This is a genomic window from Pontibacter diazotrophicus, from assembly GCF_003367245.1.
In the GTDB taxonomy this organism is placed as follows: domain Bacteria; phylum Bacteroidota; class Bacteroidia; order Cytophagales; family Hymenobacteraceae; genus Pontibacter; species Pontibacter diazotrophicus.
Genome location: NZ_QRGR01000037.1, coordinates 1 through 23,426, shown reverse-complemented (window position 1 = coordinate 23,426; position 23,426 = coordinate 1). Strand labels below are relative to the sequence as shown.

General features: G+C 41.5%; 20 protein-coding genes. 7 read left to right on the top strand and 13 right to left on the bottom strand.

Going from position 1 to position 23,426, the window contains the following annotated elements:
* The first annotated feature begins 253 nt into the window (after nucleotides 1–253).
* Entirely contained in the window at nucleotides 254–508 is a 255-nt protein-coding gene (locus DXT99_RS23440) for a hypothetical protein (protein ID WP_115568032.1), read from the top strand.
* A gap of 29 nt (nucleotides 509–537) precedes the next feature.
* Here DXT99_RS23440 and DXT99_RS23435 read toward each other — a convergent pair whose 3' ends face one another.
* Entirely contained in the window at nucleotides 538–729 is a 192-nt protein-coding gene (locus tag DXT99_RS23435; protein WP_147294291.1) for a hypothetical protein, read from the bottom strand.
* Nucleotides 730–1,620: 891 nt separating this feature from the next.
* Between DXT99_RS23435 and DXT99_RS23430 the strand changes: the two genes are divergently transcribed.
* The 3 genes from DXT99_RS23430 (at nucleotide 1,621) to DXT99_RS23420 (ending at nucleotide 6,006) form a co-directional block, all read left to right on the top strand.
* On the top strand, nucleotides 1,621–2,475 hold the full coding sequence (locus DXT99_RS23430; protein ID WP_115568030.1) for a DNA/RNA non-specific endonuclease: 855 nt from the start codon (nucleotides 1,621–1,623) through the stop codon (nucleotides 2,473–2,475).
* 509 nt (nucleotides 2,476–2,984) lie between these two features.
* Complete coding sequence (locus DXT99_RS23425; RefSeq protein ID WP_115568029.1) at nucleotides 2,985–4,979, top strand: ATP-binding protein; 1,995 nt, start codon at nucleotides 2,985–2,987, stop codon at nucleotides 4,977–4,979.
* A gap of 292 nt (nucleotides 4,980–5,271) precedes the next feature.
* Nucleotides 5,272–6,006 (top strand): CPBP family glutamic-type intramembrane protease, encoded by a 735-nt coding sequence (locus DXT99_RS23420; RefSeq protein WP_115568028.1) that lies wholly within the window; start codon nucleotides 5,272–5,274, stop codon nucleotides 6,004–6,006.
* Nucleotides 6,007–6,298: 292 nt separating this feature from the next.
* Here DXT99_RS23420 and DXT99_RS23415 read toward each other — a convergent pair whose 3' ends face one another.
* The 7 genes from DXT99_RS23415 to DXT99_RS23385 form a co-directional block, all read right to left on the bottom strand.
* Nucleotides 6,299–7,015 (bottom strand): CTP synthase C-terminal region-related (seleno)protein, encoded by a 717-nt coding sequence (locus DXT99_RS23415; RefSeq protein WP_115568027.1) that lies wholly within the window; start codon nucleotides 7,013–7,015, stop codon nucleotides 6,299–6,301.
* A gap of 183 nt (nucleotides 7,016–7,198) precedes the next feature.
* Complete coding sequence (locus DXT99_RS23410; RefSeq protein WP_115568077.1) at nucleotides 7,199–7,633, bottom strand: SRPBCC family protein; 435 nt, start codon at nucleotides 7,631–7,633, stop codon at nucleotides 7,199–7,201.
* Between the two features lie 65 nt (nucleotides 7,634–7,698).
* A complete protein-coding gene (locus DXT99_RS23405; RefSeq protein ID WP_115568026.1) occupies nucleotides 7,699–8,277 on the bottom strand; it encodes a Crp/Fnr family transcriptional regulator in 579 nt (192 codons plus the stop codon).
* 101 nt (nucleotides 8,278–8,378) lie between these two features.
* On the bottom strand, nucleotides 8,379–9,107 hold the full coding sequence (locus DXT99_RS23400; protein ID WP_115568025.1) for a hypothetical protein: 729 nt from the start codon (nucleotides 9,105–9,107) through the stop codon (nucleotides 8,379–8,381).
* Between the two features lie 81 nt (nucleotides 9,108–9,188).
* The gene (locus DXT99_RS23395) at nucleotides 9,189–9,644 is read right to left on the bottom strand and encodes a hypothetical protein (protein WP_115568024.1); all 456 of its coding nucleotides are present in this window, start codon (nucleotides 9,642–9,644) and stop codon (nucleotides 9,189–9,191) included.
* Nucleotides 9,645–10,449: 805 nt separating this feature from the next.
* Nucleotides 10,450–10,701, bottom strand: a complete 252-nt coding sequence (locus DXT99_RS23390) for a WGR domain-containing protein (protein ID WP_115568023.1) — start codon at nucleotides 10,699–10,701, stop codon at nucleotides 10,450–10,452.
* A complete protein-coding gene (locus DXT99_RS23385; RefSeq protein WP_115568022.1) occupies nucleotides 10,688–11,257 on the bottom strand; it encodes a recombinase family protein in 570 nt (189 codons plus the stop codon). Before DXT99_RS23385 ends, DXT99_RS23390 begins: the two co-directional genes overlap by 14 nt.
* Nucleotides 11,258–12,794: 1,537 nt before the next feature.
* On the opposite strand from DXT99_RS23385, the gene DXT99_RS23380 reads away from it, so the two are divergent.
* Nucleotides 12,795–16,031 (top strand): Eco57I restriction-modification methylase domain-containing protein, encoded by a 3,237-nt coding sequence (locus DXT99_RS23380; RefSeq protein ID WP_115568021.1) that lies wholly within the window; start codon nucleotides 12,795–12,797, stop codon nucleotides 16,029–16,031.
* Nucleotides 16,032–16,390: 359 nt separating this feature from the next.
* Here DXT99_RS23380 and DXT99_RS27190 read toward each other — a convergent pair whose 3' ends face one another.
* Nucleotides 16,391–16,561 carry a hypothetical protein gene (locus tag DXT99_RS27190; protein ID WP_181885235.1) on the bottom strand — a complete coding sequence of 57 codons (171 nt, stop codon included), beginning with the start codon at nucleotides 16,559–16,561 and terminating at the stop codon, nucleotides 16,391–16,393.
* A 189-nt stretch (nucleotides 16,562–16,750) separates the two neighbouring features.
* Between DXT99_RS27190 and DXT99_RS23370 the strand changes: the two genes are divergently transcribed.
* Entirely contained in the window at nucleotides 16,751–16,942 is a 192-nt protein-coding gene (locus tag DXT99_RS23370) for a hypothetical protein (RefSeq protein ID WP_115568019.1), read from the top strand.
* On the opposite strand, the gene DXT99_RS26890 is transcribed toward DXT99_RS23370, so the two are convergent.
* From DXT99_RS26890 to DXT99_RS23360, 3 genes are read right to left on the bottom strand one after another with little or no spacing between them, the layout of a single operon-like run.
* A complete protein-coding gene (locus DXT99_RS26890; protein ID WP_147294290.1) occupies nucleotides 16,939–17,184 on the bottom strand; it encodes a hypothetical protein in 246 nt (81 codons plus the stop codon). The genes DXT99_RS23370 and DXT99_RS26890 overlap by 4 nt on opposite strands.
* 51 nt (nucleotides 17,185–17,235) lie before the next feature.
* Nucleotides 17,236–17,868, bottom strand: a complete 633-nt coding sequence (locus DXT99_RS23365; RefSeq protein ID WP_115568018.1) for a P63C domain-containing protein — start codon at nucleotides 17,866–17,868, stop codon at nucleotides 17,236–17,238.
* Nucleotides 17,869–17,873: 5 nt separating this feature from the next.
* On the bottom strand, nucleotides 17,874–19,073 hold the full coding sequence (locus DXT99_RS23360; RefSeq protein WP_115568017.1) for an ImmA/IrrE family metallo-endopeptidase: 1,200 nt from the start codon (nucleotides 19,071–19,073) through the stop codon (nucleotides 17,874–17,876).
* Nucleotides 19,074–19,444: 371 nt separating this feature from the next.
* On the opposite strand from DXT99_RS23360, the gene DXT99_RS23355 reads away from it, so the two are divergent.
* On the top strand, nucleotides 19,445–20,560 hold the full coding sequence (locus DXT99_RS23355) for a Fic family protein (RefSeq protein ID WP_115568016.1): 1,116 nt from the start codon (nucleotides 19,445–19,447) through the stop codon (nucleotides 20,558–20,560).
* Nucleotides 20,561–20,649: 89 nt separating this feature from the next.
* On the opposite strand, the gene DXT99_RS23350 is transcribed toward DXT99_RS23355, so the two are convergent.
* Complete coding sequence (locus DXT99_RS23350; RefSeq protein WP_115568015.1) at nucleotides 20,650–22,863, bottom strand: AAA family ATPase; 2,214 nt, start codon at nucleotides 22,861–22,863, stop codon at nucleotides 20,650–20,652.
* Between the last annotated feature and the right edge of the window lie 563 nt (nucleotides 22,864–23,426).

The following is a 23,426-nucleotide window of genomic DNA, read 5'->3' as shown; positions in this document are numbered from 1 at the left end:
ACCTAAGCTTTCGAAACAGCTGTAATATCAGGCAAAAAACTTGGTAAAGAAATCAAGATTAAACTGTTTTCTTAAAGAACGAATCAATTTACCATAACAACGTTAGTGGAAGATAGCTGAGCTGCGGCTTATTGCTATGCCTTATCCCTCAAAACGGCGGAATACTGCTTTCAAGTTGTGGCAGAGCCGTTCCTCTGCAGACATCCCCTCAATGTTCAATCCCGTACCTTGCAGTACAAACTGTTGCAGCTATATGAACATCTATCAATTCAACTACTATGCGTTGGACCAACGAGCCGAGATGGTTTGGCAGTATGGCAGCTATTTAGCAGTCCGTCATGATGGTGGCCACAGCGTGGTACTCTACCACATGGGTGAATTCTTTGCCGAGGTGTGGTACTCGCCGGAAGATAACCAGGTGAAGACCGTGCGCGGCTTTAAAAGCAAAACGTGCCTGGAGCCTTACCTGCAGATGGTAAGCCTGGAGGAGTTGATGGGGGAGAAGTAAAAAGCCCTTCCAAAGAGGGCAAGCTTCAATTATTTCATTTCCGGAAAGGGGGTATACTGCACAATGTCCCAGGCGCAGTAAACATGCTGCTTCTCCAGCTTGCCCTGTAGTGTTTTTTTATACTCCTGCATCTGCGCAAGAGAGTATTTCTCCATTACCTGGACTACCTCGTCAACCTTAACCTCGCCAAGGCAACTGCCACAAGAGCTGACTCTATTCATAAGTTGTTTGGTAATTATCTCTTCTGCCTTTGTCATGTTCTGTCTTTTCCAAATTTCCACAACACCCCTCTCTACACTAGCCTAAGGGGCTAGCTTCTGATGTTACAAGGTTAAGAAATCACTCTTTTCAAAATTTTATGATGATAAGGTTTTAAATGTTATTTGTATATTTATATATAACAGTATATTATTATATTAGTTGATTTATTTAAATAAATTATTGTAACAGAATAGAAGAAACCCTTGTAAAACAGAAGCTGCGCACCTTGATTTGCCATGCTGTGAGTCCAGAATTACTAAATTTTCGGCAGCCTCCCATTGATACGGGACTATAACGCTCCTATCTCTTCAACTTTACATAGCACCAGTTATGGAGAAACCGCGTTCCCCACCTCCTCAAGGAGGTGGGGAACGCTTTGTGCGGGAGGGAAAAACACTGTCCAGCGCACCTCTCTCTGACAAACTAGTATAATTTGGCGGAATGCTGGACAGTGGGTGCAAAGCTTGCAGGGGAGGGGTTGCTTAGCGGGTGCGGACTGACCAGCAGCTGCAACTGGCCCGCTCTAGCGCTTTGCTTGTTATTGAAAACAGCCTTTACTTCTCATCAAAAAGTAACTCTTAAATCATCTGCCTTCCATTCCTGAAGACTACTTGTTGTTACAAAAGGGAAGAAAGAAGGGCAGGAGTAGCAGAGGTGCCGGACCTGGTGATGAAGGATGAATCCTATAGAAGCTCAACCTGCGCCCTTGTAAAGTGAAGCCAATCCGGAAGCTTCCCCGTACTTCATTAGCGCGGATGCAGCTCAAAGAATATCAAACTCTCTAACTTGCAGCTCCCGCCGCAAATGCCACTGCATATGGCAGCGGCAGGGGAGCTCAGTTTAACCTGAAGATGATGCTTAAAAAAACCTACAGATACTTCCTGCTTGTTTTTATTCTACTCTCGGGCTGTCAGGATTCCGAGGTAGCACCGCAGCAGACGCTCACGCTGGAAGAGGAGCAACTGCTGCTGGGCAACCCCAGCGGAGCCACAGCAGAAGAGAGCAGCTTCAACAACTACCTTATCACAAAGCCCCAGTTCGCGCTCTCCTACAGCCGGGAGCGGGGCACACCCAACTGGGTGAGCTGGCACGTGAGCCAAAACTGGCTTGGGAATGCACCGCGGCAGAACAATTTCAGGGCAGACCCGGTGCTACCTCAGGGGTGGTACCGCGTCACCACTTCCAGCTACACCGGCAGTGGTTTTGATAGGGGACACAACATACCCTCGGCAGACAGAACGAAATCCGAGGAGGACAACTCCGCTACTTTCCTGATGACAAACATCATCCCGCAGGCTCCCAACAACAACCAGGAGACGTGGGCGAACCTGGAGGACTACACCCGGGACTTGGTGCGGGACGGCATGGAGGTGTATGTGGTGATGGGCAGCTACGGCGTGGGCGGGACAAGCGACAGCGGCACTGCCAGGACCATCGACAACGGGAACGTGACGGTGCCTAGTAGAATCTGGAAGGTGCTGGTGGTGCTGCCGGAAGGGGAAAACGACCTGCAGCGGATAAACACCGGCACGCGCGTAATAGCCGTGGACACGCCCAACAGCAACACAGTCCGCTCGGACTGGGGCACCTACCGCACTAGCGTGGATGCCATTGAACAGGCCACCGGGTATGACCTGCTTACTGCCTTGCCGACACAGGTGCAGCAGGCGCTGGAGAGCCAGGTGGACATAGGGCCTACGCGGTAGGGGGAAGCTAAAGTCGGAAAAAGGGAATGTGGAACAGGAACAAAGAAAAAAGCAGGAATATAGCTGACAACATCCTATCGCCTCATTTAGCCATCTCAAAAGCAGGCTAAGTGGCGGAGTACTGGACGTGGGAGCAAAGCCTGCCGGGGAGGATTGCCTTTCTAATGGATTATACTTTGGCAGCGCCTAAACTGATACAAAGGCCTCGGGATAGCAGCTCACTTTCTAATTAGACCTTTCAGCACCCAGTTCCATTTCCCCAGTAGTGCTTCCATTTAACATAACTCCTGTTATGAGCGACACACCTTTCCAGCCAACTGAAGGGGGTAAGGGTTCTGGTACTCTGTTGGGGTTTGGGAATCGTCTGCAGGCAGGTTTATATTGCTTTGGTTATATTGTATATTCGGTAGTCCGGTTACGGTTATTTGTCGAAATTTACCGATAACCGGAACCGACTTCCGTTTATCCCTTAGTTCGGTGTAACACGTAAAAGCGACCAAGACAAAATCATGGCAAATATTAACCCAGGAGTACATCCCCACATTGACCTTACAACCGCTGGTTTTTTTCGTTCAGAAAAACATTTAGTATGGCAGCTTAAACATGTATGGTTTATAACGTTTGCAAAATATCAAAACTTTAAAGGATCTGACTATTCTTTTGTATTTGTAAGGCCAACGGATAAAGTTCAAGAATCTTTTCGGTTAGAAAGGGAAATTTTAGTTCTCATGTCGAGGTACGACAATTTTGACTCACGTACTCTTGATTTCGTTGACAAATTGATGTTCGAATTTCACAACCGACTTGATAAATTGTGCTTTATATTGATAAGCAATGATAAAAACATTCAGGAAAAAGTAAAAGATATTACGATACGTGAACCCGAATCTAGAATTATTATACCGTATCATTACGATGAATTCTTCAAAGAGGACTCTCAAGAAGTAATATGGAAACGCTTAAAAGAACAATTCTATGGTAGGGACCTTTATTCATTTGAGTCCCCTTTACACAATGACACCTATTTCTTTGGAAGAAATGAATTTGTTCACTTTTATTATGACAAATACCGCACAGGAGAAAATTCAGGGCTTTTTGGATTACGAAAAATCGGGAAAACATCAGTTCTATATGCCTTAGAAAGACAATTGTCAGCAAGGGATGAATTTTCAATATACATAGATTGTCAAGACCCATCACTTCATAAAAGGAAATGGAATGAAGCTTTACAATTTATTATTCAAGCAATATCCTTAAAACTAAAGGCAAAAAACAACTTTGATATTGAACTTGAGAATGATTACAGCGAGAAAAATGCGTCTATCTCTTTTGCCACAGATTTAAAAAAAGTTTATAATAAAATAGGACGAAAAAGGATTCTATTAATATTTGATGAGATTGAGAATTTGACATTTAGTTTAAGTCCAACTGAACATTGGAAATCAGGAGAAGATTATATTTCTTTTTGGCAGGCAATAAGGTCATGTTATCAAGCTCATAACAATATCTTTTCATTTTTAATAGCTGGAGTAAATCCAAAAATAGTTGAAACGCCAACTGTGAATGGATTTGACAATCCAATTTACCGAATGATAACTCCGAAGTACTTAACTTTTTTTACCTACGACCAGGTAAAAGAAATGGTTGAAACTATCGGAAACTACATGGGGATTAATTACGATGATGAAATCTATACATTTTTGACAGAAGAGTATGGAGGGCATCCTTTTCTTATTAGACAAGTTTGCAGTCTAATACACAATGACCTTTCAAAGGATAGACCAATAAAAGCGACAAAATATTTTTATAAATCTAATAAAGAAAACTTTGATAGGCGACTAATAGACTATGTAGATTTAATTATCCAAGTGTTACGAAACTGGTATCCTGAAGAATATACCTTGTTAGAGAAAGTTGCATTAGACGAAAGAATATCAAATTCGTATTCAACAAAACAAGAAATACTGATACAGCACCTACTTGGATACAATTTAATTGTTGAAGATAACGGCAACTTCTATATTCAAATTAATGTCATCAAAGAATTTCTAAAGCAGAAGACTAAGCTTATTCCCACACAAATTTCATTAGCTGATAAATGGAAGACAATTGCAGAAAAAAGAGGCTTTGCCGAGAGAAAGCTTAGGGAACTTGTAAAACTGAACTTGAAAATACAATTTGGCGCAACAAAAGGCCGAAGTGAGTTTTTACAAATCATAGATTCATCATCTTCAAGATACCAAAGGTTGTCTGCAATTAGCATTGAAGAAATATTTAGCGGCGAACATGAGTTATATTTTGAGGATCTAAGAAAGTTCATCTTAAAGAAATGGGAGCTGTTTGAAAAGGTATTTATCGATAAACAGCTTTTTGATATTTACTTAAATCTAATAAACAGACATCGTGCAGATGCTCACGCCAAAGAAATTGACAATGATGTATATCAATCTGTAATGATTGCAATTGACTGGTTAAATGACAAATTGGATGAAGTGCTTGATTAAGAGCTACGCCTAACAGAGCATTTGCGAAAGCATGGCTGAAGTGCTAACTTTCAGCAGCATAACAATATTCAATAACAAAGCAAAAGAGAGGATGAAGTAATTCTATTTCCATGCTTTCGCAAATGCTCTAGACGCTACCTTTCTATTTATCATAATCCAGCTTATGAGGCCCTTTATAACGGTTATAGGAGTACCGCCACCACAGAACGAATATAACAATAACACTTACCTCAAAGTGAATTGATAAAATTTTTTATTAACTCACTTTGATATTACTGTAGTTAACGAATCAATGAGATATACAATAAGTAGTTATCTATATGATTTTTTTTATTTCATAAAAAAGCCTAATGGTTTTTTCTATGAAAAATTACCCACAACTGCAAAAATAAAATATCTCTGTTTCTCTTTTCTTCTAATTTTTGCAGGAGCTTTTTTTTCTGCTTTATTGTCTCAGATCTTAAAAGTTAGTGGCATTATGCCAAACTTTCGAAATTTAGCTGTGCCCTCCCTTCTAAAAAGCTATAATATTTTCATTGTATATACTATCATCGTAGTTATAGCTCCTATTATAGAAGAGTTGGCATTCAGAGCATTACTTATATTTTCGAAGTTCAATTTGGTCATTTCATCAGGATTTCTGTTTTACATACTTATCGCTTCTTTTGTAGGAAATGGATATTTATTTAACACAGCAACATATTATAAAATAGCAGGAAGTATAGTTACGGCACTTCTAGTTAATGAGGTTCTCAGTAAGGAGAATATCTATAACAATATAAAAACTATTTGGGAAAATTTCTTTCCTGTAGTGTTTTACACTTCAGCAGCTATATTCGCCTATCTACATTTATTTAACTTTGGTACAGTAAAACTTGAAAAGGTTTTGTTCAGCCCTATCATAGTGCTTCCGTTCTTTATATATGCTATTGCGTTAGGTTTTGTGCGAATTAAGCTAGGCCTACTTTGGGCTGTGTTACTTCACGTGATGTTAAATTTCTTCGTTAGAATAATCCAGACTGTTTAATTTAGATCCTGTTCGGGAGTCGATTAGCAGTCCCTGCCCCAGAGACTAAGGTTGTTGTTGCGCACTGTTGAGTCTTGACGGCTTAACATGATGTCAAGTTAGGAAGACCCTTTTTGCCATCAGGCGGCTGTGGGAGTAATGAAATGAGACGCAAGTACGGCAGAAGCTTGCCTTTAGGCCCAGTTGTGAGAACGAGCCTATAACGAAAGTTATGTTCACCAGGACCGACTGTAGAGTGAGCTAACGACTAGTACATAAGGCGAGCGAGGCGTAGCTTGGGTTATATACGGGGTTAGGCATAAGTGCTTTTATTTTTTGTTACTGTTCTTAAAAACTCTGTCACTAATTTATGGGGTGTTTCAACGGATGAGTTGTCCTGTGGAACAAAAAGTGTAGCAATAAAAAAAGGATGATTCTCCAATTCTAAAATTCTTGCTTCCTTATGTATGTCTGTGCCAACAATTTTAAATCCCTTTCCGTCAAGTTGGTTTTGATACTCTGGATTAAGCCCAAAATTGCAGTGATATCTTTCGTTTATTCTCTTCGTTCCGAAAATTTCAAATATTTTGGAAGTTTTGTCAGTTAGTTCAATTTCAAGAATTTGTCCTGCCAGTGAACAACTTAATGGATTAACAACAAGTTTGGATGAGTAAGGGTCGTATTCTGCGTGTTCTGCGTCTGAAATTCCTAATACGTTTCTGGCAAACTCAATTACCATGTGTTGAAATCCTCCACAAGTACCAAGCGTTGGTATACTGTTTTCTCTTGCATACTTGATAATTCGTAATGCTCCTGCCATACTTTTATACGGACTTCCTGGTGCTATCCAAAAGCCATTGTAAGTGGAAATAATTTTGTTAAAATCTGTTTCAATTGTATCCGTTGCAATCCAATCATACTGAAGTTGGATATCAAACTTTTTAATAGAATGTTCGATTCCTTCATTTGTCGCTTTATGTGGTCTAAAAGTATCATTGTAGTCTCCAATAATTGCAAGCTTTGTTTTCATGTTTCTATATTTACTTATACATATTATTAGTTGCTGGTATTTTGCCTAACGGTTTGCTGATTGCCGAAGGCGGGGCATTTTAGGACGACTGTTCATTTAGAGAACTACCCTTCAATCATACGAAAACTATCAACCGAAGCACTACAGCAATGTGCTGTTATAGGGCTTTTCATTTCTATCGAGTTACTTTTCACACTCCTGTTTCAGCAAGTCAAGCCACTTTTTCATTCCGCTTCCAAGGGTTCTATTGAATGCTTTTTTAAAAAGCCTTACTAAAAATCCTTCTATACTTTCTTCAACAAGAACTTTCGTTTGCCCGTTAGTTTCGCTTAATATCCAATTATGAATAGCAAAAGTTCCTAATGCTTTCCCTGTCCAACCGAATCTTTTAACCGGCTCAATGGTATGCAACGTGGAATGAATTTTTGCTCCGCCTGCTTTCCAATCAAATGTTGATTCGGGTTGTAGTTTGCCATTTAATTTTACGTTGCTGACTTCTGTGTTCCAAGTTGTCCATTTGTCAATATCGGTCAATACTGCCCAAACTTTTTCGCTGCTTGCGTTGATAATGATTTCCTTACTGCACTTTGCAGGTGCACTGTTGTTAATCCCTTTCATTGTATTATTCTTTAGTTGAACAATGCAAAGGTCATTACAAAATCCACGTTTGCTCTTGATAAAAATCAAGAAGTTTTGTTAGTCGTATTTTTTCTCAGGCGGCTCAATGTTTCTGGTGTTATTCCAAGCATAGAAGCCAAATACTTCAACGGCACTTGATTAAATAACTCTTTGTTGAAATTGAAAAGCTGTGAATAACGTTCTTCTGCCGACATTGAAAGATGTTGCACAATTCTGTCTTCCAAAACAGTAAAGCATTTAGCAATGAAGAGTTTTTCCAATTCCCTCCAGAGAGGAATTACCTGTCCGATTTTTTGATAGTCGTTGCTGTCAATGACGTAAAGTTCGCAGTCGGTCAATGCCTGTATGTTCCAACGTGCAGGTTGATGAAAATAAAAACTCGATAAGTCAACGGCAAAATATCCTTTCGTGGAAATCCATTTGGTTACTTCTTTGTTGTCAATATGCACAAACTCTCTGATGATACCCGACTGCACAAAACCAAGTCGGTCGGAATATCTGCCTGTTTTAAGAAAGAAATCACCTTTGTTTAAAGTTAGAGGCTTGAAAAATGCACTTATTTTGATTAGGTCGTCCTTGCCAACTCCAAAGTAAGTTTGTATGTATTTTTCAAGTTCTGTCATTTTTTACACGGTCATTTTAAAATTCCCTATAACGTACTTGTGTAGACGACGTGTGAGGCCGTCGGCCGAAGCATGAAGTATACACGTGGTTAGCGGAAGATTTACTTGGTCAGGTTAAGTAAAAAATAAAAGACTTTTTCTATTCCTGTATCAAGCTCCAAGTAGTCTTTTTGCACATTTAAGCTATAAGTTTCATCACCATAACCTGCTCCATCATTATCCATAAAGTTTCGGCTTGCTCGATAGCTTTTTGCCAACATACTGTTAGGGTTCTCAATGATAATAGTGGCTGTATCGAGCTCCACAATTTGCAGTTTAGTGGTATCATAAAACCTTTGATTCCCCTTGTTTTCTATTAAATAAAGCCTTGGATTATATTCGAGACTATTTCCATCTGTATCTATTCCTAATGTAGTTAAGCTTGTGGGAAGCATAACTCTAAACTTATGGTAAAAGGCTACTTTTTCCGCATTGTTTAATTCAGTAAACATTTCATACTGAATAGTCCCATAATCTCTGTAAGCCTCTCCATAAATTGAAATTTTTTCAAAAACGCTTCCTCCGAAATCCTGCGGATGAATCCTAAGCTGCAAATAGAACTGAATTAAAAGGAACGTAACTGCAAGACTCACTAACATCCACTTTTTAATACTCGTTTTGGTTAACTTATAGATAACAAACCCGAATACTAATGAGAAAAATATAGCTGTCGGAAAACATATCAAACCACCAAGTCCTGTATATGGAAAGAGCCAGAAGATAATTTCTTCAACTACTAACCCTAAGAAGATGTAAATCCCGAATGTAAATTTTCTTCTCTTACTATTCATCTTAATTTACCGCTAACGTGCTGGTATAGCAGATAGCGAGGCGTCAGCCGAAGCATGACTGCTATACTTTGTTGGTGGAAGTTATTCTTTATTATAGTTCTTCTTATCAATCAACACTGAGTCAGCAACTTGAAGAAACACTGTGTCACCTAATCCATTCTCTATAATTATGGTTTTTGTGTTTTTATCAAGAGTTAGGGTTTCGGATTCGGCAAGTGTTTCTAAGTCAGTTTCAACAGGCTCATTTACTTCTTTTAAGATAACACCAAAGTAGATAACAAAGCCGCCAACAACTAAAAGGTGTGTTAGTAGCGAACCTTTATTTGAATTATCAGAAGAGTCATTAAAGAGTCTAATCAATCTGCGAATCAGGAGAATCGTCCCCACTACTAATACAAGAAACCCAATCAAGTGGTGAATCCCAGGTGCATGTACATATTCCCAGCCAAATATCAAATAAGCTGCCCATGCTATTGCGAATCCAATTGCATAATATGCTGCCGCCCTTAAACCACCTATTAGAAATTCTTTTTCCAATTCATAATTGTTATTACCACCAACTAGGGGATATGCGTAAACATACGGTTATCTGCACTATGTACGAAGGTGGTCTTCTCCATTCCTGTGGTGGAATTCGGCCTTTTGGCGGCTAATTTGCTTGTTTCCGTCCTCATATCTTGCTTCTTCAATATAAGAAACTTTGTGAAGATACCCGCTTCCTTAATCCTGTTTTAAGCGTGGATGGCCCAAAAGTTCTACAGAGGGTGGTGTGATTTCGGCTAAAGGCTCCTGCTGCACGCCAAAGCAGGCGTTAGCTCGCTTCTTAAGAGGAGAAACCAACAGATACAGAATAGCTGTAACGCTAAAAGCATAGCTGCTTGGTGCAATTGATCTAAACGTGTATATCCGAATGATACGCTTGTACACGGATATACACGGCTACAGCCAAGAAAATGCTCATTCCTATAGCTCCAGGCAGAGGGAGCATGATCAGATGTGTCTTCCACGAGGTCAACAGTCGGCGCGTTCAGTGCAATTGCTACAGCTTAAGGCTGTGGTTGCGGAAGCAGGCGAAAGCTGTAGTTTACTGCTCTACCTTGTATCAGAAAACGGCCGAATAATGGGTCAGTGGGGCTATCCATCAATACCTGCCCCTGTGGCCTGCATTGTCTCTCGCTTTGCCGTCTCGAAAATCAAAAGGGATTTTCTGTATTTGAGACGGGTAAGTGAGACGCTGATGAAGATAGGACCCTCTATTGGCCATAGCATTTACCAAATACCCAAAAATCGTAGCTGGGGCGCTGATCATACTTCATGGGGTTGACAGTATTCACTGAATTAATCATATACCGCACACATCGCAGTAACCCTTCCGCCGCTTCTTGCTGGCCAGGCGTTCCAGTTCCACGCAGGCCTGCTCAAACGTGTCGTACCATTCTTCCTTGCGCTGTCCGCTCTTGCCGATCCGGCCCCACTCCCGCACCAGCGCGAATTCGCCGAAGAGGGTAGGGGTGACATACAGCCGGTAATAGCGGCGCATGTTCTTTTCCGGCTGGTGGCGCTCCAGGTAGGCGGTGGTGCTATCCGGCGGCACGGCCCGTTTCCTCCTCTACTATATTATAGATGGTCTGCTTGCTGATATTCATCAGGTCCTGAATCTGTTTGAGCGTATGCGCCTTGCTGTTGTAGAGCTGCACCACCAGCTTGCGCTTGTCCTTTCCCAGACTGCGCGGCCGTCCCCCTTTGCGCCCACGCGCACGCGCCGCCGCCAGCCCGGCTTCCGTCCGCTCCTTGATCAGGTTCCGCTCGAACTCGGCCAGGGCCCCGAACATATGGAACACCAGCTTACCTGCAGGGGTGGAGGTGTCGATGGCCTCCTGCAGACTCTTCAGGGCGATGCCGTTCGCCTCCAGATACTGCGCCCAGTTGATTAGGTCCTGTAGGGAGCGGCCCAGCCGGTCGAGCCGCCAGATCACCAGGGTGTCGCCTTCACGCAACTGCTCTTTGAGCCTGGTCAGGCCGGGGCGCTCGGAGCGGGTACCGCTGATGGTGTCGCTAATGATTTTCTGGCACCCGGCCTGCTGCAAGGCGTCCTGCTGAAGGGCGAGGTTTTGTTCTACTGTCGAGACGCGGGCGTAGCCGATAAGCATGGGCGGGAGAAGGTAAAAAAGTGAATAGTCGTATTATCCGCTCAAGATAGTCAAAAAACATAAATAAGCGGGAGTATTTAGGCGTTAATTAGTAGACCGGGTTTTTAGACTGATTATTGCCAGAAAAGGGTAGGGTCGGCGGGGGAGGCCGGAGGAGTCCAGAAAACGAACGTTTATTGGACTCTCTCGACGCGTTGACCCGTCCTGAAAAACGGCAGCCGATTTGTTGCTGATCCTTATTTAAGTTGACCGAAGCAGGCGCATCCTGCTTGGTCAGGAATGACCGACCAAAGGCGGCGGGTAAGATCCGTTGACAGAAGGGAGAAAAAATGCGGAAGGTGGTGCTGGGCTGGCGTGAGAACTTTGCAGTGTTTTCTTCTCCCTTTCGTATCCAGGGGCCTCTGGAAAGCCTACACCCCTGGGCTTTCCTCAAATCAGTTCGGAAACATCACTGTCTCCTCAACCCGTCTCATTTACTGCAACACTGGTTTCATTTCTGAGACGTCAAAGCGGGACGCAAAGAAGGTCCCATCATGTGGTTACGACGGATGTTTACCGAGTCCCAGGATTCGGCCGTTTTATGGGATGAAATGTAAGACACAAAATATTACTAAATTGAATCACTTTGATCAGAGTACCGTATATTAATGCAATCTCCAGGTTGTAGAATCACCGTTTGAAAGAGCATAAAAAGTTACCGAACCGAAGAGCATAATTAATTGGACTGGAGATGACTGTAAAACCAAGCTCAAAAAGCTTGACAGTTGTCCTATTGTTATGTTTTGGGGTTATTTCTAAAGCGACATAAAAGGCACTGCCATAGCTAACGAGCTGAGGCAGTGCCTTCTTCTTTTAAGGCGCTGTCAACTATCAATAACTGTTCAACATGTTTATAATAGTAGCCAGATGTCTCGTAAACGATACAACAAAGAAAAGCACAGCGGTAACGAAGGAAGTAGCTTTTTCAAAAGGTTTTCAAAGAACCCTATAGTGCAGAGGGTGCTTTGTTTGATAGCAGTTTTGATTATAACATTCGTTCTAAACTACTTCACAGGGTGGGAAATTGCTTGGCTGTTACCGGCAATAGTGCCATTATTCCAGCCTTCTAATTAAAGTGAAGCAGTTTATAGGAAGAAAACGCTATGGCAATCCATGGTAGCCTTGCCAGCAAGATAGAAGGCAGCGAACATCCATAGCCCGAAAGAAAAAGCAGTTCTTTTGCAGTCCATAATTCGTATTTTTCTTACATGAGACACAGCAGCCGGAGCCACATGAAATCACGTCAGGGCCCTGCAGGCTCTACCTCCCGGAATATTCCCTTAACATAACATCGGTTATAAAGCAAACCGCCCCCAGAGCCTGGAATTAGGGGCAGGGGTTTTGGTACTTTAGGGAAACAGAGACTGCCGGAAGGCTACCTTATATTGACCGTTATATATAGTATATTTGTTAATCAAACTACATTTATATCACCACACCAGTACTAAGGCGTGCCTTGCATAGCCATCATAAAACTTATAAGAGCTAAATACTTTAAATGAAAATAGATAGCATACTTAACAGCAGAGAATACGAATGTAAGCTCAGTGAACATCTAACACAATTACTAAGAAGAACCAAATCTGCTAGTACAGAGGCTGATGTCGCTTTTGCCTTTGAGTCAGAGATTTACATATTCGTGAGGAGAGTATTCGGCATCGATCTGAATTTCCAAAAAGAGGTATCTCAGTCTACATTGAGACACACTTTTAGCGGAAGAATGGATGCTGTTTGTAATAACCTTGTGATAGAATACAAAAATAAAGGGAAGCTAGATAGTGATAAAGACAAAGAAAAAGCTGAAAAACAATTATCAGATTATCTAGACCAGCTTCTTGAGGCAGAAAGAAACCAATACCATGGCGTTTTAACAGATGGTGTTAAGATAAAATATATCTACTATCAAGATGGTCATCTACATTCTACAGCATATAAAACCATTGATAAGAGTGACCTTGAAAAGCTTATACTATCCCTGATTGACGTAAAAAACAAGAAATTTGTACCTCTAAATATCGTCAATGATTTTAAAATCAATACGAGGAATCAAACTACTTTAAATCTTGCTAGGTGCCTTTTTGATAGCCTATTAAATACCCCTTCAGGAAAAGCTCTAATGTTGTTCCAAGAATGGGAAGTTCTGTTTCATCTCTCAGAGACAGATAAAGGGCAAAATGAAGATATCAAAAAGAGAAGACTTGCATTAAGCAATTTGTTTGGAATAAAAATAACAGATAGTGAAACAGATTACAAAGCATTATTCGCACTCCAAACAACATATGCAGTCATAGTAAAATTGATTGCTTGTAAAGTAGTTACCAAAATTGAATTCAATGAAGACATAGAGTACTTTTCGGATTTGTCAAAAATTGATTCGCCAACTCTTCGACGATTTATTGAATACATAGAAGATGGTTATGTTTTTCAAACTGGAGGAGTGCGGAATTTACTAGAGGGAGATTTCTTTTCATGGTATTGCAGTGAAGAGATATGGACTGATAAGCTGTCTTCATTAATCCTTGATATTGTTCATGTTTTAGAGGGGTACACGATAAGCTTCTATAAACATGGGTACACTACAATAGATATTTTTATAGACCTCTACATGGAAATTATGCCTCCAGAAGTTAGGCATAGCCTTGGGGAGTATTTTACACCAGCATGGTTAGCTGACTATGTTATTAAAGAAAGTGTATCCATAGTAAATAAAGAACATTATCAAGCCATCGATCCTTGTTGCGGTAGTGGTGTGTTTGTAATGTCAATTATAAAGAACATAATTGGAGACACTGATATTGTAAGTTTAACAGACACAGAGAAAAAACAGCTGCTAAACTCAATATTGAAAAGGGTTAAAGGGGTAGATATTAATCCTTTATCTGTTTTAACTGCAAAAGTATGCTTCTATCTATCCATCAAGCCCTTAATCAATGGAGATGATATTGAAATCCCTATATATCTTGGAGACTCAGCAAACATACCTGCAAACCTTGAAATACAAGGCATTCGCTGCTATCAGTATACAGTAAGTACAAAGCAAGAAAATATAGATGTCGTTTTGCCTAGTTCTTTTGTTGAAAGTGACTCATTCTTCTCTCAAATGAGCAAAGTTCAAGCAATTGTAAAAGCTGAGGATGCCGACTTAGTTTTTCAAAGCTTTATTCAAACTATTGATAATAAAAACCTTAATGAAGATATAGTAGATAGGATTAGATCTTTATCTGAACAACTAGTGCGTTTACACAAAAGTAATTGGGATGGAATATGGATTAGAATTGTGTCTAACTTTATGCTAGTTGCCAGGATTAGGAATATCGATATAGTTGTTGGGAATCCACCTTGGATTAAGTGGGAGTTTTTACCACAGGCTTATGCTGAAAAAATAAAGAAATTATGTTTAGATAGACATCTTTTTTCAGGACAGACCTACATGGGAGCAATTAGTTTGAACATTTGTGCATTAATCGCAAATGTTACGGCTTCAACTTGGTTAAATAAAGATGGAGTTCTTGCCTTTTTAATGCCTCAAACCCTGTTAACTCAGGACTCATATGCAGGCTTTAGAAATTTTTATACAGATGTGAAGAGTGGTAAACGAATGTATCTCCAAAAGCTAGATGACTGGACTAAGTCTGGAAACCCCTTCATTGACACTCAGGAGAAGTTTATGACTTATTACTATAGATATAACAAAGTAGATTATTTTAAAAATGGCATACCGATCAAAGCATTCACAAAGAAGAAAGGTACAAACATCTTAACGATTAATGAAAAACAATCATTTAGGGAAGTTCAGGATTATTTCGATAAATCGTATCCTAGAGCCTTCCAAATGGATCTTGAAAGAACAGGATACACGACTTTCGATGAGGAGTTTATTGCTAAAAAAGACCTGTTTAATCTCATCATTGGTGAGTGTAAATACAAAGCTAGAAGTGGCGTTGAATTTACTCCAGCAGAGGTCTACTTCATAAAACCGGTTAAATCCGTTTCCTCAAAAGATGCCTATTTATTCAAACCTGAAGAGTTTACAAATTCAACGCACAAATCACTAACTAAACTACCTGTACAGTTAGAAACTGAATTTATTAGGCCTGTAATAAAAGCTCCTGAAATCATTCCTTTTGGATTTAAACCTAATTTTAACTACTGTATTTTCCCTTACGAGAATGGAATTTCTACTTCTGTAAACCCAGCCACTCTTTCCAAAAAGAGCCCTAATTTGTTAAAGTACTTCTCTAATAACAAAAGTATCATTGGAAAACAGTCAAAGAGAAGTTTAACGATCTCTAGAGGTTCTGCATTTTATTCGTTGTCTAAAGTGGGTGGTTACACATACTCTCCTTACCAGGTTACTTTTAGAGATAATACGAAACTAAGTGCTGCTGTCGTAGAAAGAGTGAAAACACCATGGGGTGTAGAAGTTATGCCAATATGTGCAAAGCACTGCCCTTATATAAGTAAGGACGTTGATGGAAGAGACATAACCGAAGATGAAGCTTACTATTTGTGTGGCATATTAAATACCCCTATTGTACAACAGTACTTTAAGTTTACGTATAGCACGAGGTCTTTCAGTATAAACTTTAATATTAAAATGCCTCTATATGATGGTAATAATGAATATCAAAAGAACATCATGGAGTTGGCTAAAGTAGCTACCAAATCAGGTCCTACCAATGAAATACTTTCTAATCTGGAAACGAATTACTTGGCTTTATGCAGTAACATGTAAAAAATAAAACTTCGTATTACAATCTAAAGGCGGCCTTTGCCAGTGCTAACTGACAGGGGCCGCCTTTCTATTCTCCTCTTTAAATTTGATTCCCTGTTTATCATAAGGTGGCTTATGGGTCGACAGGGCCCGTTGCTATTTGTTGCCACTCCTTTGGCAACAGCTGTTGTTTTTGATTGCTGGATGCGTTGCTATTGCCCATGCAACCGAGGAACACTGAGACGTACCCCGCGGTTGCACCTGGTTTGCAAACCGAAACCAAACATAAATCATGCAGGACCACGCAATTAGGCACGCTACTGATCATGCAGCGTTTCAGTCCTGTCGCAGATCGTCAAGCGTTCTATCCGGACCGGCAGCTAACCGACAACCAGCCCCAGCCGGCCAAAAACCGGCAAGAAGCTGTCCAGGGAATGGCAAAAGCCACCCATGGTAGCTGCTGTGCTTTTAAGTTCTGAGTAGGACCTGGCAACGGCAATCAACAGCTCCGGCAACATCTGATGGCAACAGAAAGCAATACTTCCCAACATGCCAGTAAAGCTGCTCCTGCTGTATTAGAGTTCCCACGTTTTCTGGGACAGCAACCGACATAGCCCTTAGTCTGCAAACCTGCTGCAAACTAAAGGTAGGCACAAACCACGCTCGGCACCATGCATTTTCACGCAGCACACCCCGCCACTGTGACGTTGTAGTGATGTTTTCCAACTGCACCTGGGCAGTTGGAAAACCGGCAGAAAACCGGCAGAAAACCGGCAGAAAACCGGCAGAAAACCGGCAGAAAACCGGCAGAAAACCGGCAGAAAACCGGCGTTTGCAAACTGCCTCATTCGGTGCTTGATTCTGTATTGAAATTCCGCCGTTTTAAGGGACGGCTGATTTCAGCACAAGACAAGGGCATCAAAAATCGCTAATCGTTGGGCTTATGCTTGTGAGGTTTAAGAGGAGGATACTTTTCCTTTTTTTCTGGCGTAACACGTCTTCTTTTATCTAATGACCCATCATCTTTTCTTGGTTTTGGGCCTGGCTTAATAGCTTGAATTTCTTCCATAATGCTTTTTTTTAGAATTAATGAACTCGATAAAGTAAAGAGTGAGAAATTTTGTGAAGAACTGCGAACAAAGTTTTCAGGTATTCTGCTCAAATGGCTATCCATATTGCCTCTTATTTAAAGAGGCTCAAGCATATGCGGGTATTTTTATATTAGTTATTTCTCAAATAGACTAATCTGATAAGGTACCCCGTGTACTGAGAAAAGCTTCTTTCGAAATTCGTACCATGTGGAACAGGTCTGCATCACTGCTATTGCTTCGTCTCTATATTGGATTAATTTCTCTTGCCCTTCTTCAGTTAGATACTGGAAATGTTTATGCACTCTGATGCCGAACGGAGAGGCTGGGTTAAGAATCCTAAGAGCCGGTAATACATCCTTAGTGAATCTGCCGTAAATAACTTCGTTTATCCAGGAGGCCACCACTGTTGGCTTCATATAGTCGTTAGGATTTTTTCCCTTCCAGCCATTCAATCTGTAGATCTCGCTAAAGAAAGGAACGCTATTAGGAAACATAGGGACATATGGCTGCAAAGTGGCGGTAATGGCAGCATTTATCTCGCTGATGGAAATTTTATGGCCTCCCAGCAGCTCAATTACCTCCTCTTCCCTCTTTTGCTTCCTTAGTAGGCTCTCCTTGACTAAATCATCAGGTTGCTGAAGAAGCATGCCTCTAAGGAGCAGCCTTTCTTGTTTTGCCTCTTCACTTATCTCTACTCTTTCCTTGTAGGGAACGGAAGGGGTGGGATTCTGAGCCGAAGCAACCTGTTTTTCCTCTTGTTCTTTCATCGAATCTAAAAGTAAACTTCTGGTTTAAGATTTTGTACTGCTTCCTCAACAGGCCTTTGCCAAGGTATGTCTAAAGACTTAATGCACTCCTCAATATCTGGGGAATTCTTCCTGGCTATCGCCCAGGCCATTCGGTTACTCTTAGGCGCATCAAAAGCATTGAACACATATATCAGGCTTGAATGGATATGGTTATTAGTCGCAAATTCCGCGACATAGGCAGAGTCATGGATATAAGGCCTTATAGTTGCGGCTTTCTGTTTTGAAAACAAGTATTCGCGGGCAAAGTCATCCGCATCTTCCTCCCTCTCACGAACTGAGAGCTGTTCGTTAGAATCGTCGGTCAGATGGTATTTATTTGCCTTGATCTCTTCCCAGTCGAAAAGCACGTGGTAGAGCTCATGGATCAACGCAAACCATAACGTGGCATAGAAGCCTACGTAGTTCGTCAGAACAATACAAGGCTTGTTGTTGTGGCTAAATGTTGCACCTCGGAGCTGCAGCTTTTGCAGAGGTGGTTGATAAATCACGGTAATACCGATTCTATAAAGAACTTTGATAATTTCTAATAGCCCACGTTCAACATTCATTGTGTGCCAACGGATTCTCGGGAACACCTTAATTAGTTCCTCCCGGTCATATGGATAGGGATTGTCTATCTCATTGAAGCATGCCAAAGCGGATTGGATCCAAAAGCTTCTGGTCAAGTCGTTCTCAGGCTTGAACAGGCCCGAGCTAAAGGCTACATCGATTGGAGGCTTCCTGTATTCGAAAAGGGACCTTAGGCCCAACCGGGAGATAATTCTCTTCTCTATATGCTCAAAGTCAGTTATATTATTGATTAAGCCTGACTTTCTTAAGACAGCTAAGTCAAAGTTTGATTTAATAAATTCTATTTTCTCGGGCGAAATATTGTAAGTTGGGAAGTTCTCCTCTACAGCCTCTAGAAACAAAGCAACTACCTTTTCCTTAGGGAGTTGAATAAAGTTGGCAATCTTAGTAAGGTTAGTTATGTCTACTACCTTCTGTGAGCCATTAAGTATTCCTTTTATGGTGCGGGATTGTATACCAATAATTTTATAAGCGACAGTAGGAGCAAGCTTCAGCTCATCCACTTTCCTTTCAAAGAGATCCTTAAGGGTCAGCTTATCAGGCGCTACGATACCATTCAAAAGGGCATCTATATCTTTAAATTTATCGTCCATGATTTGCTATAACAAAAAAAATGTATTGTTACATCAACAAATATATAGCTTTATATTAAATAACCTCGCGAAATAACAAAAAAATTGCATGGTTACATCAATTTATTTTAGCCATACTCATTCTGTTATAGAGCTCTCCAGTAATGGATTAATTGCGCATCCTAAGTTCCAATAAGGGGTGCAGTTACTGAAACGCACACAAACCGCCACTTATAAAAGATCATGAAGACTCTTTTTAAGATAAGTTATGGAGATACGCGTGGAAAATCATCACAGTATTCCCTTGCATCAGGCTTTGCGGAGAATATTATATATAATTTCAGTATTTTTGCGGAGATTAAGGCATATATTTACCGCACAAGCCAACGATCATGAGCTTCTATATCCATCAGCACCCAAACTGGCCCCGCTTTACCTGGGATGAAGGAAGCCTCTCCAAGCTGCTGGGGGAGGTACGGTACGTGCAGGGGCGTGTGGTGGGGCGCATGGAGGCGCTGGGCCTCTCCATCAGGTCCGAGGCCATGCTGCAGACCCTGACGCAGGACGTGCTCAAGTCCACTGAGATAGAGGGGGAGCTGCTGAACCCGGAGCAGGTGCGGTCCTCCATAGCCAGGCGTTTGGGCTTGGACATAGCCGGCCTTATTCCCTCAGACCGTCATGTGGAGGGGGTGGTGGAGATGATGCTGGACGCTACCCAGAACTACCGAGAGCCCCTCACTGAAGAGCGCCTGTTTGGCTGGCAGGCCTCCCTTTTCCCGACAGGCAGGAGCGGCATGTACAAGGTCATCACCGGTGCCTGGAGAGCCGGTGACGAGGAGCCCATGCAGGTGGTGTCCGGGCCGTTGGGCCGGGAGAAGGTGCATTTCCAGGCACCTGCCGCCTCCCAGATAGAGAGCGAGATGAACAGATTCCTGGATTGGTTTAACAATAAGGCGGAGCTGGACCCGGTGCTGAAGGCCGGTGTCGCCCACCTCTGGTTTGTCACCATACACCCCTTTGACGACGGGAACGGGCGCGTGGCCCGGGCGATAGCCGACATGCAACTGGCGCGCGCCGACAGGGGCGGGCAGCGCTACTACAGCATGTCAGCCCAGATAAGACAGGAGCGGAGCGCCTACTACGCCATCCTGGAGAAAACCCAGAAAGGCACGCTGGACATCACGCCGTGGCTGGAGTGGTTCCTCTCCTGCCTGCACGGTTCCCTAAGCCTGGCGGACGAGAAGCTGGAGGCCGTGCTGCAGAGGGCGCGTTTCTGGGACCGGCACGCTGCAACGCCGCTCAACGAGCGGCAGCGGCTGCTCATCACCAGGCTCCAAGACGGGTTTTTGGGCAAGCTTACCTCCTCCAAGTGGGCCAAGGTCGCTAAGTGCTCACAGGATACGGCCGGGCGGGACATACAGGACCTGATTCGGAAGGGAATCTTGGAAAAAGAAGCGGCCGGAGGCAGGAGCACCAGCTATGTGCTGGTCGAGAGCGCATCAACATAGAAAGCCCTGATGGTATTGAACCGCTCCAGAAATCTCTCCAATTCTAGCGTATACGACCTACAGAAACATCCTTCACAACATCCTATGCTTTAATTAAGACTTTGTGCTCCCATCATCATATTATAATGCTCAACGTGCTTGGTGTGAACAAAGATATTCTTGAAGACTTCAAAATATTTATCTACAGTTGCTGATTGGCGCTCAATGAACAGATCGTCAGGTATACTATGAGAGCCATCATTTATCCAGCTTATCATTGATCTGCATATTTCTTGCTCTTGGTGGTTAGTGAACTTTTGAATTAATTCATCATCCCCGTACTTGCCGAGAATCTTAAAGTAGTTCTCTATAATCCTGCGCATTGTGTTTTGAATGGTAAGACCCGAATTATGATTTTTATTCTTTAATTCCATCCAAAGGAGTTCATAAGAGTTCTGAATCGGGTTCTTCATTTCAAAACTTTGGATAGAGGAAACATTGTTAATTTTTCTAAGTATCCAAAAGGCTGTTTCGTTGCATTCCTTCGTGCGCCCGTCAATAAAAGACACCTCCTTATGAAAGTATACATTGTGAGTCAACAGGATGAGTTGTTTTATATTGCCTTCACACCTCTTAATCTTCTTTATGATTTCCTTTAGTAAGGAGCTCACTACAAACAGAATATTGCTGTCTAAACTGCAGATCGGATCATCTATAACTAATATTCTTTCCTCGGTAATGCTCTCCTCCGAAGTACTTCCCTTCGCCAACTGTAAAAAGTAGAGGAAAGTAATAAATGTGACTTCGCCCTCACTTAAGGTGGACTCTGCCAAAGTTCCATCCTCTCTCTGAACTTGGTATTGGTTCTTCATCGTTTTGCAAGGGACGATGCGGAAATTCTGAAAGCCGTACGAACTAAGTAATTTGTTTATTTCATCTACTGAAGGCTGGATGCTTGTTACATTTTTATTAAGCATTCTAATCTCATCATCAAGCGCCTTAAACTTTAATCGTCGATCGTCAATACGCTTTGTAAGCGCAGCAATGCCTTTTTGTTGCCCCGTTTGATGCTTTAAGAAGTGCTGGATGCGCAACCTGCTTTCTTCTACTATACACTTCCAAATTGACTTAATTAACTCAGCTCTTTCAACAGTATAGTTTGCTACAATAGCATTGTGCTTTCCAATTTCTGAATTAGCTATAAGTATTAATTCCCTAATGTTGACCAGCTGCTCGTTTACTGACACCAATTCTATGCTTCTGCTCGGCTCCTTTACTTTGCTGTGAGACAACTCCTTATTAGAGACGAACTGACTTGATAAAGTTTTTAAGTAAGCAGAAAAAGTCTCTATGTCGAGCTTTGTATTTTTATTCGCTCTTTCTGCCGACTCGATTTGTTGCAGAACATTTAGAACGTTTTCTGTACAGACACTAAGCTCCTCAGAATAAGACTTGATAAGTCTTGTATCTTTTAAGAAAGTTTCGTCAAAATAGCCTTCAAGTTGTTTCCGGAAGTTTTCCGTTATCGTCTTTTGTTGGCAAAAGGGACAAGTTGCATCTCCTTGCAAATGCTCTCGACCTTCGTTTACCCAGTCATTTAAGTTCAACCTTTGTATCAAGCTGCCAATCTCAACATCAGCTTTCCCTACAAGTTTCTTTTTCCAGATACTGTCTTCGCCAATTTCTACAACTCGGACAAAATCAATGCTCTTAATTGGAGGCATTGGTGCAGGTGCTTCCCCAAAGACAGTATTGGCCTTTTCTCTTAACTCATCGTGGGATAAGAGTACAGAAGTATTAGTTTCGAATTCATCAAGGAGCTTGTTTTTAAACAGCTCTTTTTGCATTACTCCTCGGAAAGCCTCTTTATAGTCAGTCTCGTACTTCTTATAAATCTCAGTCCATGCCTCCTCCTTAAAGTCATTTTCAAGTTCCAGAAGCTTATTATTTAAGTATTCAAGAGACTTTTTTTGTTTCCTTCCCTCCTCTTTGATTTCCTGGCGCTGCTTGCTCTTTTTTTCAATTGCTTCTGTTTGCTCTTTTGTGGCTTGCCCAAGGGTGAAAACTCCATCAATATTCCCCTTGCCGAAGTTCCTGTCTTTAAAATCCTTGTTGTAGACTAATGCTTTTATAGGCATGCCATCTAACCAGCCTAAGGCGCATTTTTGGAATATAGCATCATTAGGGTTGTAGAGGTACTTAGTGATAGTTGTCTTGCCGCTACCGTTAGCACCGTATATAAAGTTCACTTTCTTTAATCCTGTGATTTGAATGCCATATTCATCACAGGTTGCAACTTCCTTAATAGAAATGTGTTCAATCATATTCTACGCATATGTGGTGATATTAAGCCTATTGCTATAGAGGAAATGAATCAAAGTTTATCTTGCTAACTATAACCATATCTTAAATCCCCCTTTTCCAAAGCATTTCTCTTCGTCTAAACAATCTAATGATATATTTAATGGCTAATATAGAAATATATCACAGGTGGTTAAGCAGACTTTAGCAATTAAAATATATTTTTTTTGCATACTTAACAGTGTGGTTTAAACTGGTAAGGCTCAGAAGTTCTTTAAAACGGCTATTCCAAACCACAACTGGAGCTATCTCTTAATGGCATTATAGGACAGCGAAACGAAGGATCTTAATTGGGGTAGCAAGAGCTCTCTTCACCGGTGCACATACAACCACAGAGCAAGTGGCTGCTTGCTAAGCTTAAGGATAGCGCCTTCCTTTGTGCAATTGTAAAGTACCCCTTACTTTACATCCTATGTTTGTTCTCAGTGTTTTAGCTACTCTTTTTTCCCTTTTGTTGATCAGAGAAAATAATATCTAAAACAGATAAAGCAAGTACCTAAGCTGTAGACAAGAAAACTGGGTAAGG

What these genes read in the sequence shown, in the direction of transcription:
- DXT99_RS23440 (WP_115568032.1), top strand. Translation starts at nt 254, where the DNA reads ATGAACATCTATCAATTCAACTACTATGCGTTGGACCAACGAGCCGAG.
- DXT99_RS23435 (WP_147294291.1), bottom strand. Translation starts at nt 729, where the DNA reads ATGAATAGAGTCAGCTCTTGTGGCAGTTGCCTTGGCGAGGTTAAGGTT.
- DXT99_RS23430 (WP_115568030.1), top strand. Translation starts at nt 1,621, where the DNA reads ATGATGCTTAAAAAAACCTACAGATACTTCCTGCTTGTTTTTATTCTA.
- DXT99_RS23425 (WP_115568029.1), top strand. Translation starts at nt 2,985, where the DNA reads ATGGCAAATATTAACCCAGGAGTACATCCCCACATTGACCTTACAACC.
- DXT99_RS23420 (WP_115568028.1), top strand. Translation starts at nt 5,272, where the DNA reads ATGAGATATACAATAAGTAGTTATCTATATGATTTTTTTTATTTCATA.
- DXT99_RS23415 (WP_115568027.1), bottom strand. Translation starts at nt 7,015, where the DNA reads ATGAAAACAAAGCTTGCAATTATTGGAGACTACAATGATACTTTTAGA.
- DXT99_RS23410 (WP_115568077.1), bottom strand. Translation starts at nt 7,633, where the DNA reads ATGAAAGGGATTAACAACAGTGCACCTGCAAAGTGCAGTAAGGAAATC.
- DXT99_RS23405 (WP_115568026.1), bottom strand. Translation starts at nt 8,277, where the DNA reads ATGACAGAACTTGAAAAATACATACAAACTTACTTTGGAGTTGGCAAG.
- DXT99_RS23400 (WP_115568025.1), bottom strand. Translation starts at nt 9,107, where the DNA reads ATGAATAGTAAGAGAAGAAAATTTACATTCGGGATTTACATCTTCTTA.
- DXT99_RS23385 (WP_115568022.1), bottom strand. Translation starts at nt 11,257, where the DNA reads ATGCTTATCGGCTACGCCCGCGTCTCGACAGTAGAACAAAACCTCGCC.
- DXT99_RS23380 (WP_115568021.1), top strand. Translation starts at nt 12,795, where the DNA reads ATGAAAATAGATAGCATACTTAACAGCAGAGAATACGAATGTAAGCTC.
- DXT99_RS27190 (WP_181885235.1), bottom strand. Translation starts at nt 16,561, where the DNA reads ATGTTGGGAAGTATTGCTTTCTGTTGCCATCAGATGTTGCCGGAGCTG.
- DXT99_RS26890 (WP_147294290.1), bottom strand. Translation starts at nt 17,184, where the DNA reads ATGGATAGCCATTTGAGCAGAATACCTGAAAACTTTGTTCGCAGTTCT.
- DXT99_RS23365 (WP_115568018.1), bottom strand. Translation starts at nt 17,868, where the DNA reads ATGAAAGAACAAGAGGAAAAACAGGTTGCTTCGGCTCAGAATCCCACC.
- DXT99_RS23360 (WP_115568017.1), bottom strand. Translation starts at nt 19,073, where the DNA reads ATGGACGATAAATTTAAAGATATAGATGCCCTTTTGAATGGTATCGTA.
- DXT99_RS23355 (WP_115568016.1), top strand. Translation starts at nt 19,445, where the DNA reads ATGAGCTTCTATATCCATCAGCACCCAAACTGGCCCCGCTTTACCTGG.
- DXT99_RS23350 (WP_115568015.1), bottom strand. Translation starts at nt 22,863, where the DNA reads ATGATTGAACACATTTCTATTAAGGAAGTTGCAACCTGTGATGAATAT.